Raw genomic sequence first — 13,847 nt, forward strand, 5'->3', positions numbered from 1 at the left:
AAAATATTTATACAAATTGGCTGGAAGAATAGGAGATACGGAGGCTGAAGCGGCTTGCAGGAACAGTCAAATCCTTGTACAATGAGGAGTGATGTGATTTTTTCGACAAAGCGATTTTAGGTTTAAAACATAGATGAACATAGAAATGAAGGGAAGCGTACGTCATGGCTAATGAATTTCGAGTGTGTGATGATTGCCAAGCCACTAATATCAAAACATTGCTGCCGCGTTTAAAAGAAGTAGACCCGGACGCAAAGGTTGAGGTAGGGTGCCAATCTTATTGCGGGCCCGGACGGAAAAAATCGTTTGCTTTTGTAAACAATCGCCCGCTGTCAGCTCCGACAGAGGATGAGCTGATTGACAAAGTGAAAAAGAAATTAAAAAAGTAAAAACATATTTTTTCATAGCCTCGGCCCTCTGGTCAGGCTTTTTTGCTTCACATCATGTGATTTTCGGAAAGATGGAACAAATCGCCGGACAAATTCAAGGATGTTTTCAAAGAATAGAGTCGATATAATAGAAACACGGCTAAAAAAAAGAGGGAATGACGATGGCGTATCCAAATGGAAAATTATCAGAAGAAAAAGTGTTTAAAGATCCGGTGCACCGCTATGTTCATGTACGGGACAAGCTGATATGGGATCTGATCGGAACCCGCGAATTTCAGCGTCTCCGCAGAATCAAGCAGCTCGGCACGACGTATTTGACGTTCCATGGCGCTGAGCACAGCCGGTTCAACCATTCTCTCGGTGTCTACGAAATTGTCAGGAGAATGGTTGATGATGTCTTTAAAGGCCGTCCTGAATGGGATGACAGTGAGCGCGAACTCTGCTTGTCCGCGGCGCTGCTTCATGATCTCGGGCACGGGCCGTTCTCGCATTCATTTGAAAAAGTCTTTCATCTTGACCACGAAGATTTTACAAGAGATATCATTTTGGGAGACACAGAGGTTAATCAGGTGCTCAGAAAGGTGAGCCCGCGTTTCCCGCAGGATGTTGCTGAAGTCATTGCCAAAACATATAAAAACAAACAAGTGGTCAGCCTGATTTCGAGTCAGATTGACGCGGACCGCATGGATTATCTGCAGCGCGACGCTTACTATACGGGCGTCAGCTACGGCCATTTTGACATGGAGCGGATTCTCCGGGTGATGCGCCCGCGTGAGGATCAAATCGTCATTAAACAAAGCGGAATGCACGCTGTAGAAGACTATATTATGAGCCGCTACCAAATGTACTGGCAGGTCTATTTCCACCCTGTGACGAGAAGTGCGGAGGTTATTTTAACGAAGATTCTCCACAGAGCGAAGCAGCTCCATGATGAAGGTTATGTGTTCACTCATGCTCCGGTTCATTTCTATTCTATTTTTGAAGGGAAACTGACGCTGGAGGATTATTTGAGGCTGGATGAATCTATTATTTTGTATTATTTCCAGGCATGGGAGGATGAAGAAGACCCGATTTTATCCGATTTGTGCCGCAGATTCATTAACCGCCAGCTGTTCCAATACGTTGAATTTAATCCGAATGAAGAGATGTCGGCATATTTTGAGCTGACCTCATTATTCAAAGAGGCTGGAATCGATCCGAGCTATTATTTGGTCGTGGATTCTTCTTCAGATCTGCCATACGATTTTTACCGTCCAGGAGAGGAAGAGGAGCGTTTGCCGATCCATCTCTTGACGCAAAACGGTCAAATCAAAGAGCTGTCCAGACAGTCGGCCATTGTGGAATCCATCTCCGGTAAGCGGCGGACGGACCACAAGCTGTACTATCCGAAGGACCTGATTTATGACGGCTCTGAACACCCGGAAGCGAAAATGAAAATCCGGCAGCTGCTGGGACTGACATAGAAATTGGTAAAGAAGGAAAAAGGAGATGTCGGGAATTTGTTGAAAGAACATGCAAAACTGATGAAGGTGTTCTCGGATTCTGGAGAAATCATCGGGCGAAAGAAGCTGCAAAAAATGATTTATATTGCGAAGAAAATGCAGTTTCCTTTCTATGAGAAATATGATTTTCACTTTTACGGGCCGTATTCGGAGGAACTGACGCTCCAAATTGAAGAGCTGTGCAACCTTGGATTCCTGCATGAGGTAAAGGAAAAAAAGGGCGGCTACTTTCAATACCGTTATTCGCTGACAGAGACGGGCTCCGCGTTTTTAGACCACGCCGATCTTGATATGCCTGATATCAAGCACTATATTGACAGTGTAAACAACCGTTCATCACGGTTTTTAGAGCTGGTCTCCACGATTCTTTACTTTGACGGGCTTGAGGCTGAGGAAAAGAAAGAGAAGGTATTTACAATCAAAAGCAAGCAAAAGTATACCAATGAAGAATATGACGAAGCGCTTCAATACATAGAAGAGCTGAAGCAGATTTGTTAACCATATCAAGCAAAAGAAATGAATCGTTTCTTTTGCTTTTTTTATTGACAAAACCTGCTAATGGATCTATTGTGGATAATAGTTATCCATAATGAACCGGGAGGGAACATAATGAAAATGAAATCGGGAATGGAGCAGGGAGTTTCTGTGCTTTTGTTACTGTCACGGCTGCCCGTGCAGGCTTCTTTAACATCAGAGGCGATCAGCCAGCGCTTGCACATGTCTCCGTCATATCTGAAAAAGCTGATGAGAACTTTGGTGCAGGCTGGTTTGGCTGAGTCTATACCAGGTACGAAGGGAGGCTTTACGATTACGAAGCCAATGACGGATATTACCCTCTATGATGTCTATCAAGCTGTTGAAGGAAGAGGTTCCATGTATCAAGGAAAAGGCCTTTTGCCATCTGTATTTGAGAGCGGAGATCACTGTGTGCTGGAGACGGTAATGGGGGATATTGAGGATAAATGGTCTTCGCTCATGAAGGAAGAAACCTTGCAGGGTGTCATGAACAGAATCGGTAAACTTTATGACCTCGAAAAAATCGATGATTGGATACATCATCAGCTGAAAGGGCAATGGCAATGAAAAACAGCGGGCCTTTACATCAATCAGGATCAACAGGCATCTCAGTGTTAATCGTGCTCGCTCTCGGTTTTCTGATGGCTACGCTTGATGTGACCGTGGTGAATGTTGCAATTGCTGATATGAAAAACGTTCTTTCCCTTTCAATTTCAGGTGTGACGTGGGTTGTAGACGGGTACATGCTTACATTTGCTTCGCTTCTGCTGGCCGGCGGTGCGCTGGCTGACCGTTACGGCTCAAAGACCATTTATATGCTGGGTTTGGGCGTTTTTGTTCTTGCCTCATGTCTATGCGCTGTAGCAGCAAATGGCCAAATGCTGATCGCAGGTCGGCTGTTGCAGGGACTTGGCGCGGCTTTGTTTATGCCGAGTTCACTCAGCCTTTTGGCTGCCTCTTACCCCGATGAACGGGTGCGGGCCAAAATGTTTGGCTTGTGGGCCGCTCTCGTCTCCGCCGCCTCCGGACTGGGGCCTTTTATCGGCGGTGTTCTGGTGAATGCCGCAGGGTGGCAGAGTATTTTTCTGATCAATGTGCCATTAGGGGTTGCGGCGCTTATTTGCGCCTATCGAACGCTCAGCAGTTTCCCGGGAAAAGGCAGCCGGGTGAATATCACAGGGCATCTGCTTGGAATGGCGGCTCTCGGATTTCTTTCATTTGCGCTGATACAGGGCGCTTCAATAGGCTGGAGTTCGCTCACCATTCTCGGTGCTTTCGCGGCGGCGGTTTTGGCGTTTGTGCTTTTTCTTCTGAGAGAAATTTTTTCGGCAACATCTATTCTTCCTGCGTCATTATATAAGAATGGACGTTTCTCGGCAGCGCAGTTCGTTGGGTTTTTGCTGAATTTTGCTCTTTTCGGCGGTATGTTTATGCTAAGTCTATTTTTGCAGGAAGCAAGAGGCGCAAGTTCCTTTTTAGCGGGAGTCGAACTATTGCCGATGATGGCTGTCTTTGTGGTCGGAAATCTGCTGTTTGCCCGGCTGGCGAACCGTTTTGAAGCGGGGCTTCTTATGTTTGTTTCAATGGCTGTCAGCTGCATCATGGCATTGCTGTTATTTGTCATGGTTTCTCCGGATTTGCCTTACTGGCAGCTTGCGGTTCTGACATCTGCCATGAATCTTGGTGTTGGCATTACGGTTCCTGCCATGACGGCTGTGATTATGAAGACAGCGGGACAGGAGCATGCCAATATCGCAGGAGCAGCTTTAAATGCCAACCGGCAAATCGGGGCATTGGTTGGCGTAGCGGTTTCCGGAGTGGTCATTCATCTGTCCGCCACTTGGTACACCGGAGCTGGGTTTACGTTTTTGATGATGGGCGCGGCATACAGTCTGGCCGCATTCCTTGTGTGGCGGTTTCTGACTTTTCATAAAGAAACGTCCGCTTCCGCATCATCTTAAAATCGTCCATTGTCTTTTCAAGGAATATATAGTAAGATATATGAAATTATTCAAACAGGCACTGATAAGGACACGAGATGCTTTTTACGGTTTCCAGAGAGGGAAGGACCAGCTGAAACCTTCCTAACGCAGAGAAAGCAGCTTACCGCCTTTGAGCCGTATCGGGGAAATTAAGTATCTGATACCGTCATGCTGCGTTACAGCACCGAGCCGATGAACATGTATGTTTGTTGGGAATTTGGGTGGAACCACGAATTTTAACACATTCGTCCCTTGCGAGGGATGGATGTGTTTTTTTATATGAGTCAATAAATGCGATGAAAAGGACATGAATGATGTTTACGGTTTTCAGAGAGGGAAGAAAAGGTGCGAGCTTCCCAGCTTAGGAATATCATTTACCGCCTTGGAGCAGCGTTGGGGAACAGTCAGTATCCAATGCCGTTTATGCTGCGTTACAGCACCGAGCCGATGAACATGAAAGTTCGTTGGGAACTTGGGTGGAACCACGGGTTAATCACACACACTCGTCCCTTATAAGAGGGACGGGTGTGTTTTTTTATATACATATAGAAATGCGATGAAAAGGACATGAATGATATTTACGGTTTTCAGAGAGGGAAGGAAAGGTGCGAGCTTCCCAGCTTAGGAATATCATTTACCGCCTTGGAGCAGCGTTGGGGAACAGTCAGTATCCAATGCCGTTTATGCTGCGTTACAGCACCGAGCCGATGAACATGAAAGTTCGTTGGGAACTTGGGTGGAACCACGGGTTAATCACACACTCGTCCCTTACAGAGGGACGGGTGTGTTTTTTTATATACAACAATTAATAAGGAGTGTTTGAAATGAGTAAACATGTTAGTATTCAGCTTCCGGACGGACAGGTAAAGGAATATCCGAAAGGCACTACAGTCAAAGAGGCGGCTGCGTCCATCAGCTCCAGTTTGGAAAAGAAAGCAGCAGCGGGGCAGGTTAATGGCCGGCTCGTTGATGTCAGTTTCAAGCTGGAGGAAGATGCTGAGCTTTCAATTATCACACTGGATTCTCCAGAAGGCTTGCAGGTGCTTCGCCATACATCAGCGCATGTGCTGGCTCAGGCAGTGAAACGGCTGTACGGCGAAGCGTCCTTGGGAATAGGGCCTGTCATTGAAGACGGATTTTATTATGATATGAAGCTTGATCGGAGTCTGACTTCCGGAGATTTAGAGGCCATCGAAAAAGAGATGAAGCATATTATAAACGAAAATATGGATATCAAGCGAATAGAGGTTTCTTACGAGGAGGCTGAAGCGCTTTTTGCAGAGAAAGGCGAGCCGTTTAAGCTGGAAATTTTGAAAGACATTCCGCGCGGGGAGAAAATGACGCTGTATCAGCAGGGAGAATTTGTTGACCTGTGCCGCGGGCCGCATCTTCCTTCAACAGGAATGATCAAGGCGTTCAAATTAACACGGGTGTCGGGTGCTTATTGGCGAGGAGACAGCCAAAATGAAGTCCTTCAGCGGGTGTACGGTGTTGCGTTTCAAAAGAAAAAAGATCTCGAGGCGCATCTGCATATGCTGGAAGAAGCAGCGAAACGGGATCACCGCAAGCTGGGAAAACAATTAGAGCTGTTTATGTTCTCGGAAGAAGCCCCGGGGATGCCTTTTTATTTGCCAAAAGGGCAGATTGTCCGCAATGAGCTGGAACGCTTTTCGCGTGAACTGCAAACAAATGCCGGCTACGCCGAGGTGCGTACACCGTTTATGATGAATCAGCGGTTATGGGAGCAGTCAGGGCACTGGGACCATTATCGCGACAATATGTATTTTTCGGAAGTAGATCATACTGCATTTGCAATGAAGCCGATGAACTGCCCCGGCCATATGCTCATCTTTAAAAACAGCCTGTACTCCTATCGGGATCTGCCGATACGTATGGCGGAGTTCGGCCAGGTGCACCGCCATGAATACAGCGGTGCTCTAAACGGAATGCTCCGCGTCCGGACGTTCTGCCAGGATGACGCGCATATCTTTGTTCGGGAGGATCAAATCGAGAGTGAAATTAAAGAAGCCATTCGACTGATTGACGAGGTATACCGCACATTCGGTTTCGAGTATACGGTTGAGCTTTCCACTCGCCCGGAGGATTCATCAGGTGAAGACAGCGTGTGGGAAATGTCTGAAAACGCCTTGAAACACGTCCTTGAGGATCTGGGTCTTCCTTATGAAGTAAACGCAGGGGATGGAGCGTTTTACGGAGCGAAAATCGATTTTCATATTAAAGACGCTCTGAAGCGGAGCCACCAATGCGCCACAATCCAGCTTGATTTTCAAATGCCGGAAAAATTTGATTTAACATATATTAATGAGCACAATGAAAAGGTTCGTCCCGTCGTCATTCACAGAGCGGTATTCGGCTCAATTGACCGTTTCTTCGGCATTCTGATCGAGCATTTTGGCGGAGCTTTTCCAGTCTGGCTTGCGCCGGTGCAGGTCCAAATTATACCGGTTTCTCACGTTCATATGGACTACTGCGAAAAGGTGCAGTCTGAGCTAAAGCGGCTCGGGATAAGAGTCAATATCGATGAACGCAATGAAAAGCTTGGCTACAAAATCAGAGAATCACAGATGCAGAAAATCCCGTACATGCTGGTGCTTGGGGATCAGGAAGTGAGTGAAAAGGCGGTAAACGTCCGTCAATTCGGACATCAGAAGAGTGAACAAGTTCCTTTTCAGGTATTTAAAGAGAATATTGTCGAACAGGTGAAAAATCGAAGCATGTAGGAGAAAAGTTGCGAATTCGCTGTTTGCTTTTTTGACTTTCCCTATCTGGTATCAGTAAAATAATAAGTAATCATATCGTTCGTATGTTATGAATGCATCTCGAAATGGGGAAATCTACATGGATCATGACAAACTGGAAGCAAATTTGCTGGATCACGCACTAACAAAATATTTGAAAAGCACGAAACTATTAGATGAAGCCACCGTTCCGAAACATGTGAATAATGTAAGAGGATTTATTCTGCGGATTATATATCGACACGGGAGCTGCACCATAAAGGACATTCTAAAAGAGGTCACGCTGTCTCCGTCTGCCACCACAACCGCTCTGAATCACTTAGAGCAGGAAGGGTTTATTAAGAGATCCAGAAATAACAATGACCGCCGGACCGTTTGGATTACGCTTTCTGAATCGGGGCAGGCAGCGGCTCTTCAGATGATTCAAAATCGCCAGCAGCTGATTGACGGCATGTTTGAACGTTTGACTGCCGAAGAGAAGGCAGCGTTTTTAGCTATTATTGAAAAAATGACGAAATAGAGATGAAAAAGCCGGCTTGCGAAGCGCCGGCTTTATATCAGATTATTCCATATCGCTGAGGCGTTTGCCTGCGACCGCGTAATGGTCTTTTCTCATTTCTTCTATAAAGACAACAATTTTTTCTTCAGAGGCACCGGTCGTTTCTTTCACGGCCTCTGTTACTTTCTCAACTAGATTGCGTTTTTGTTCGTCTGTACGGCCTTCAAGCATTTTGACGGTTACGTATGGCATAGGTGTGAATCCTCCTTTATATCGTTTCCTCTCTTTAGGAAAAGAGGCTTCTTATAGTATACTGAATAAAGTAAATTCTTGCATTTTTAGAAAGAGGGATCATCTCACTTGGACCGTTTTTTATATTACCCGTTGTCTCTAATGCCATATCTGGTCATTACCTTAATTGTTTCGTTTACAATGCATGAACTCGCTCACGCCTATGTCGCATATAAATTTGGTGACAATACGGCGAAAAAAGAAGGAAGACTGACGCTGAATCCTATCAAACACCTTGATCCGTTCGGAACCATTTTGATCCTGGTGGCCGGCTTTGGATGGGCTCGCCCTGTTCCCGTCAATCGCCGTTTCTTTAAGAAACCTCGTCTGGCCGGCGTACTCGTATCCATTGCCGGGCCGATCAGTAACCTGATTCTTGCGTTTATCGGTTTCTCTTTGTTAGTGTTGATGCATGCTTACGGAATGGAACTGCTTGCGGCATTCAGTACAGGACTGGACCAGTTCTTTTCAATCTGGATACAGCTGAACCTCGTTCTGTTTTTATTTAATCTGCTGCCGCTGCCGCCGCTCGACGGCTATCGTATTATTGAAGATCTCGTCCCGCCGGGGGCGCGTGCCAAGATGACGCAAGCGGAAAGCTACGGCTTTATCGTCTTTTTGGTACTGTTTGTGACACCGCTCGGATCCTACGTGCTTTGGCCAATGCTCAATGCCGGAAGAGATTCGATTTTACATTTGTTTTCAGCGATATTTCAACCGCTTTTGTAGGAGGTAGAACTCATGGAAGAAAAAAAGAAAAAATCAATCGGGTTTAATATTATCAAAAGTGATCCGACAGACGGACACGGAGGCTTCGGCGTAGGGGCACTCAGCCTGGATAATATTTCACCTGTATTCGTTGATGTAGAGGAAAAAGAAGCGTTCGTTGATATCGGCGCGATGCATGCCCGCAGCGTCGTTGAAAAAGGCATTAAATTTCTGCCTAATAAAGAAGAAGTTCCAAACGGCAAACCATACTGGCTTGTGTGGGTGACGATTGACAGAAGAGAAGAGGGCCCTTATTACGCAGGGGTAACAGCCTGTGAACTGACGGTCGACAGAAGCATCAGAAGAGGCTACAAATCGCTCCCGGAGCATGTGAATCTGATGGATAAATCGATGAAACGGAACATTATCATTGATCAAATGGATGACAGCTCGAAGCGAGTGCTTGGCGAATTTCTGAAAAACCATGACCAAGGCCTGTGGGAACGCTCTTCTGACGAATTGAAAAAAGGACTGCTTCCAGAAGAAAATTAATTTGTGAACTTTCTGTGAACTTTTAGAAAATTTGAATTATTTTCTGTGAACATTGAGTAAACTGGTGATACAGAAATAGGACATGGAAAATCCCGAGCCGAACCAAGACTCGGGGTTTTTCATTTTTTTGACAGCAGATAGGGGAGATATCGTGTTTCAAACAGAGGATTGGTGATTGGGTCATTGAAGCGGACGTGGAGGAAACGAGAAGGCAGTATGCGAAAGATATTGAAGATATGTGCGGGTGTCTTCTCTGTGAAAATGACCGGGAAGTAATGAAAACACTGCCGCGTGAGAAGGCGCAAATGTTTGAGGATTTTGGTCTTCAGCCGTCTCTTTGTACGGAAATTAATGAATTTGGGCCGGAGGGTGAGCGTCATCTTTATGTGGCCAGCTATTTTATGGTCGGACGTATTCTAGAAGGGAAATAAGAATGGGTTCCGGACCGTAACTGGTATATATCATTTGAAGTGCCGAGAGATGACCGCTTTATCCCCGAAGGATTCCCGAAACCCGTTCTCCAGCTTGACTGCGTGACGCTGCTCCCATGGATAATGGAAGAACCATATTAAATAACCCGGCATTCAAGCAGCCGGGTTATTTTTTAATGATTCCGTCCCAGCCATTTGTCCCACCACTTTTTCGGGGAAGCGGGCTTTTCCTTGACTGGATGCTGGTCTTTTGTTTGTTTGACAGGCTCTGAGCCGTAGCACACATTCGCTGGCTCTGTGCCTTTCACAAAATACGTGTAATGCTTGGCTGCGCAGCCGGGGCCGGAGGAGTAGCCTGTTGCCGGATCGATGTAGACGCCGGTCACGCCTTTTGGCGGTTTAAAGGCTGTTTCTGGTTCTCCTTTGAGCGCATCCTCCATAAACTCCGCCCAAATGGTTTTGGCGTAGTTTTTTTCTGCGACTGAGTCAATGGTGCTGTTTTTGTCATAGCCCGTCCATACACCCGCAGCCAGCTTCGGGTTGAAGCCGATCATCCAGCTGTCTGCGCTTGTTGTGCCTGATTTTCCCGCATAGGTTCTAGTCAGGCGATCCGCGATTGTCCGTCCTGTCACGGATGTATAGCCGTTTAAATCTGTATCAAACATGCCTGTCATCATATTAGCGGTTACAAAGGCAGCTTTTTCATCCAGCACTTGTTTATGCTGATTCGGGCTTTCGTACAGTACATGTCCGGCCGCATCAGTCACCCTTGTGATAAAGGTCGGTTCGATTTTCTTTCCGCCATTTGCCAGCATGGCATAGGCGTTGACCATCTCAATCGGGCGCACCGGTTCCGTGCCGAGGGCCAAGGATGGCAGCGCTTGGAGCTGCGCGGTGATGCCAAATTCCTTTGCCGCCTGAACGAGCTTGTTCATTCCGAGAAAGAGATGGGTTTTCACGGCATAAATGTTGTCAGACAGCGCCAGCGCCTGAAGAAGCGTAATCGGTTTGTTTGCGTAGTAACCGTTATAGTTGCTTGGAGAATAGGTTTCTCCCTTTGCATCGATTTGAAACTCGGTTTCTTCGCTTTTCATCAGTGTCACTGGCGTAAACCCGCTCTGAATCGCTTTATAATAAAGTAACGGTTTGATTGTCGAAGCGGGCTGACGTTTCGCCTGTGTCGTCCGGTCAAACGGGCTTTTTTGATAATCTCTGCCGCCGACAAGAGCGAGAACGTTTCCTGTGCGTGGATCAATGGCTGAAAATCCGACTTGAATGTCAGAACCGGCGTTAACCGTTTCGGTAATGGTTTCCTCGGCAATGCGCTGAAGCCGTTTATTCACGGTTGTATACACATTTAACCCGCTCGTTTCAATTTGCTCCCGTGTCATGCCGAGTTTTTTTTCCAGGTCTCTCATCGCATTATCATAGAAATAAGGCGCTTTTCTGCTGATGGCGTGTTTATTCAACGGCTGATAGGAAAGAGGCTCCTTGATCAGCTCGTCCGCTTTTTTGCGGCTGATCATCTGCTGCTTTTCCATCATCCGCACAATTGTTTTTTGGCGTTCCTTGGCCTTTGTTTCATTGACATAAGGCGAATAGCCGGAAGGGCCTTTCGGAATACCGGCCAAAAGCGCCGCCTCCGCATCTGTCAGGTTTTTGGCATGCTTGCCGAAATAGAGGCGGGACGCGGCTTCGATGCCATAGGCGCCGTGGCCGTAGTATATCGTATTTAAATAGCCTTCTAATATCTCGTCCTTAGAATAGTTTTGTTCCAGACGAATGGTATAGAATGCCTCATTCCATTTGCGTTTCCACGTTTTGTCGTGTTCAAGATACAGGTTTCTCGCATATTGCTGGGTAATGGTGCTTGCGCCCTGCACCTTGGCCAGCGCTTTTAAGTCGGCCAGCGCCGCACCGGCCATGCGTTTATAATCAAAGCCATGGTGATCATAGAAGTTCTGGTCTTCAATCGCCACCGTCGCTTTTACAATCGTCGGATTCATGTCTTTTAAGGGGACCCAATAGCGTTTTTCGCCATAGTTCGTCTCCCCGAGTTTAGAGCCGTCGCTCGCAAACAAAATCGTGGATTGCGGCACTTGAACCGAGGGAGCGCCCTGGTATTTGGCTATCAAAATGACAGTCATAAACACAGCAGCTGCCGCTAAGCACGCGAAAGCCCCAAGAAAGATAAAGGCGCGAACGGTTTTGAGCGTCAGTCTCAGCCGTTTATTTGTCATTGCATCCACAATGGTTCCCCCTTTTTTTATGTTTCTACTATTATGAGAAAAAAAGATTGTTTTTAAACATCGCGTGACAGGACGCATCTTTACTTTTTCTCCGCCATCCTCTATACTTTTTCCTTAGGTGAAAATGCGATTTCAACCGGGAATAAAAGCTGAAAAGACGCTTACAATAAATGAATACAGCCTTGAAAGGGAGATGACAATTGAGCGAACTTTGGTACACAGAGAAGCAGACGAAAAACTTTGGCATTACATTGAAGGTTAATAAAACATTACATACAGAACAAACTGAGTTTCAGCATTTAGAAATGGTGGAAACAGAAGAGTTCGGCAACATGCTGTTTTTGGACGGCATGGTGATGACGTCTGAAAAAGATGAATTCGTTTATCACGAAATGGTGGCGCATGTGCCATTGTTTACGCACCCAAATCCGGAGCATGTGCTTGTAGTGGGCGGCGGTGACGGCGGCGTCATCAGAGAAATTCTGAAGCATCCGAGTGTGAAAAAAGCGACACTTGTTGATATTGACGGCAAGGTTATCGAATACTCTAAAAAGTTTCTTCCTTCTATTGCGGGAAAACTTGACGATCCTCGTGTTGACGTGCAGGTGGATGACGGATTTATGCACATTGCGAAATCTGAAAATCAATACGACGTCATTATGGTAGATTCAACTGAACCAGTCGGGCCTGCGGTAAACCTGTTTACAAAAGGGTTCTATGCCGGAATCGCGAAGGCGCTGAAAGAAGACGGCATTTTTGTCGCTCAGACGGACAACCCATGGTTCACACCGGAATTGATCACAAATGTACAGCGTGACGTGAAGGAAATCTTCCCGATTACGAAGCTGTATACGGCGAACATTCCGACATACCCAAGCGGTTTGTGGACATTTACAATCGGTTCGAAAAAATATGATCCGCTTGCAGTGGAAGACAGCCGTTTCTTTGATATTGACACGAAATATTACACAAAAGATATTCATAAAGCGGCGTTTGTTCTGCCGAAATTTGTGAGTGACCTGATTAAATAAAGAATGTATGGCGCAGGAGCGAATCTTGCGCTTTTTTAAAGGAAAGCGAGGGTTTTATAGATGAGATTTGATGAAGCTTATTCAGGAAAAGTATTTATCGCGAGCCGTCCAGAGTGGGAAGAGGCGGACGCCATCCTTTACGGCATGCCGATGGACTGGACGGTGAGCTATCGGCCGGGATCACGCTTCGGCCCGGGAAGAATCCGCGAGGTGTCAATCGGCCTTGAAGAATACAGCCCGTATCTGGACCGTGATCTGGCGGACCTGAACTTCTTTGACGCCGGCGACATTCCGCTGCCATTCGGAAACCCGCAAAAAAGTCTTGATATGATTGAAGAATATGTGGACAGCATTTTAGAAAAAGGAAAATTCCCGATGGGTATGGGCGGGGAGCATCTCGTGTCATGGCCTGTCATGAAAGCAATGTATAAGAAATTTCCTGACCTGGCGATTATTCATTTTGATGCACATACGGATCTTCGCGTCGACTATGAGGGAGAACCGCTTTCTCACTCAACGCCGATCCGCAAAGCTGCAGAATTGATCGGACCGGAAAATGTGTATTCATTCGGAATTCGTTCCGGCATGAAAGAAGAGTTCGAATGGGCAAAGGAAAACGGCATGCACATCTCTAAGTTTGAAGTGCTTGAGCCGCTGAAAAAGGTTCTTCCGAAGCTGGCAGGCCGTCCGGTATATGTCACAATCGACATTGACGTATTAGACCCTGCTCACGCACCGGGAACAGGAACGGTTGACGCAGGCGGCATCACGTCTAAAGAACTGCTTGCATCCGTCCATGAAATCGCACGCTCAGAAGTAAACGTGAAGGGCGCTGATTTAGTAGAAGTAGCTCCGATTTACGACCACTCAGAGCAAACGGCAAACACAGCCAGCAAAATCATTCGTGAAATGCTGCTTGGGTTTGTGAAATAAGAGAA

14 protein-coding genes, 1 pseudogene and 2 other annotated features are annotated in these 13,847 nt (G+C 46.5%); of the genes and pseudogenes, 13 read left to right on the forward strand and 2 right to left on the reverse strand.

Annotated features, from left to right (window positions below):
• Nucleotides 1–164 precede the first annotated feature (164 nt).
• From H7F27_RS02050 to H7F27_RS02080, 8 genes and pseudogenes are all read left to right on the forward strand, one after another.
• Nucleotides 165–389 carry a YuzB family protein gene (locus tag H7F27_RS02050; RefSeq protein ID WP_024123235.1) on the forward strand — a complete coding sequence of 75 codons (225 nt, stop codon included), beginning with the start codon at nucleotides 165–167 and terminating at the stop codon, nucleotides 387–389.
• A gap of 161 nt (nucleotides 390–550) precedes the next feature.
• The gene (locus H7F27_RS02055) at nucleotides 551–1,852 is read left to right on the forward strand and encodes an HD domain-containing protein (RefSeq protein ID WP_024123234.1); all 1,302 of its coding nucleotides are present in this window, start codon (nucleotides 551–553) and stop codon (nucleotides 1,850–1,852) included.
• A gap of 36 nt (nucleotides 1,853–1,888) precedes the next feature.
• Nucleotides 1,889–2,389, forward strand: a complete 501-nt coding sequence (locus H7F27_RS02060) for a YwgA family protein (RefSeq protein ID WP_024123233.1) — start codon at nucleotides 1,889–1,891, stop codon at nucleotides 2,387–2,389.
• A 111-nt stretch (nucleotides 2,390–2,500) separates the two neighbouring features.
• Nucleotides 2,501–2,974 (forward strand): Rrf2 family transcriptional regulator, encoded by a 474-nt coding sequence (locus H7F27_RS02065; RefSeq protein ID WP_185848494.1) that lies wholly within the window; start codon nucleotides 2,501–2,503, stop codon nucleotides 2,972–2,974.
• Nucleotides 2,971–4,368, forward strand: a complete 1,398-nt coding sequence (locus tag H7F27_RS02070) for an MFS transporter (protein ID WP_103671856.1) — start codon at nucleotides 2,971–2,973, stop codon at nucleotides 4,366–4,368. Before H7F27_RS02065 ends, H7F27_RS02070 begins: the two co-directional genes overlap by 4 nt.
• Nucleotides 4,369–4,445: 77 nt before the next feature.
• Nucleotides 4,446–4,539: pseudogene (locus H7F27_RS20765) on the forward strand (hypothetical protein); the annotation flags it as partial.
• 137 nt (nucleotides 4,540–4,676) lie between these two features.
• Nucleotides 4,677–4,903 (forward strand) — a binding site (T-box leader).
• A gap of 33 nt (nucleotides 4,904–4,936) precedes the next feature.
• Nucleotides 4,937–5,161: a binding site (T-box leader), on the forward strand.
• Nucleotides 5,162–5,213: 52 nt separating this feature from the next.
• Nucleotides 5,214–7,130, forward strand: a complete 1,917-nt coding sequence (thrS, locus tag H7F27_RS02075) for a threonine--tRNA ligase (protein WP_185848495.1) — start codon at nucleotides 5,214–5,216, stop codon at nucleotides 7,128–7,130.
• A 118-nt stretch (nucleotides 7,131–7,248) separates the two neighbouring features.
• A complete protein-coding gene (locus tag H7F27_RS02080) occupies nucleotides 7,249–7,668 on the forward strand; it encodes a MarR family transcriptional regulator (RefSeq protein ID WP_024123229.1) in 420 nt (139 codons plus the stop codon).
• A 42-nt stretch (nucleotides 7,669–7,710) separates the two neighbouring features.
• On the opposite strand, the gene H7F27_RS02085 is transcribed toward H7F27_RS02080, so the two are convergent.
• Nucleotides 7,711–7,899 (reverse strand): 2-hydroxymuconate tautomerase, encoded by a 189-nt coding sequence (locus H7F27_RS02085; protein WP_003222038.1) that lies wholly within the window; start codon nucleotides 7,897–7,899, stop codon nucleotides 7,711–7,713.
• Nucleotides 7,900–8,007: 108 nt separating this feature from the next.
• On the opposite strand from H7F27_RS02085, the gene H7F27_RS02090 reads away from it, so the two are divergent.
• From H7F27_RS02090 to H7F27_RS20770, 3 genes are all read left to right on the forward strand, one after another.
• Entirely contained in the window at nucleotides 8,008–8,667 is a 660-nt protein-coding gene (locus H7F27_RS02090; protein WP_101864913.1) for a site-2 protease family protein, read from the forward strand.
• 12 nt (nucleotides 8,668–8,679) lie between these two features.
• A complete protein-coding gene (locus H7F27_RS02095; protein ID WP_103671858.1) occupies nucleotides 8,680–9,198 on the forward strand; it encodes a YwhD family protein in 519 nt (172 codons plus the stop codon).
• 194 nt (nucleotides 9,199–9,392) lie between these two features.
• A complete protein-coding gene (locus H7F27_RS20770; RefSeq protein WP_258038880.1) occupies nucleotides 9,393–9,629 on the forward strand; it encodes a hypothetical protein in 237 nt (78 codons plus the stop codon).
• A gap of 173 nt (nucleotides 9,630–9,802) precedes the next feature.
• Here H7F27_RS20770 and H7F27_RS02105 read toward each other — a convergent pair whose 3' ends face one another.
• Nucleotides 9,803–11,878, reverse strand: a complete 2,076-nt coding sequence (locus H7F27_RS02105; protein ID WP_103671859.1) for a transglycosylase domain-containing protein — start codon at nucleotides 11,876–11,878, stop codon at nucleotides 9,803–9,805.
• 200 nt (nucleotides 11,879–12,078) lie between these two features.
• On the opposite strand from H7F27_RS02105, the gene speE reads away from it, so the two are divergent.
• Together speE and speB are read left to right on the forward strand one after the other, a co-directional pair.
• Nucleotides 12,079–12,909, forward strand: a complete 831-nt coding sequence (gene speE / locus H7F27_RS02110) for a spermidine synthase (RefSeq protein ID WP_064815948.1) — start codon at nucleotides 12,079–12,081, stop codon at nucleotides 12,907–12,909.
• Between the two features lie 60 nt (nucleotides 12,910–12,969).
• Nucleotides 12,970–13,842, forward strand: coding sequence for an agmatinase (gene speB, locus H7F27_RS02115; RefSeq protein WP_101864909.1), 873 nt, complete (start codon nucleotides 12,970–12,972; stop codon nucleotides 13,840–13,842).
• Nucleotides 13,843–13,847: the final 5 nt, after the last annotated feature.

The sequence above is a fragment of the Bacillus sp. PAMC26543 genome, assembly GCF_014250375.1.
GTDB classification, from domain to species: Bacteria; Bacillota; Bacilli; order Bacillales; family Bacillaceae; genus Bacillus; species Bacillus halotolerans.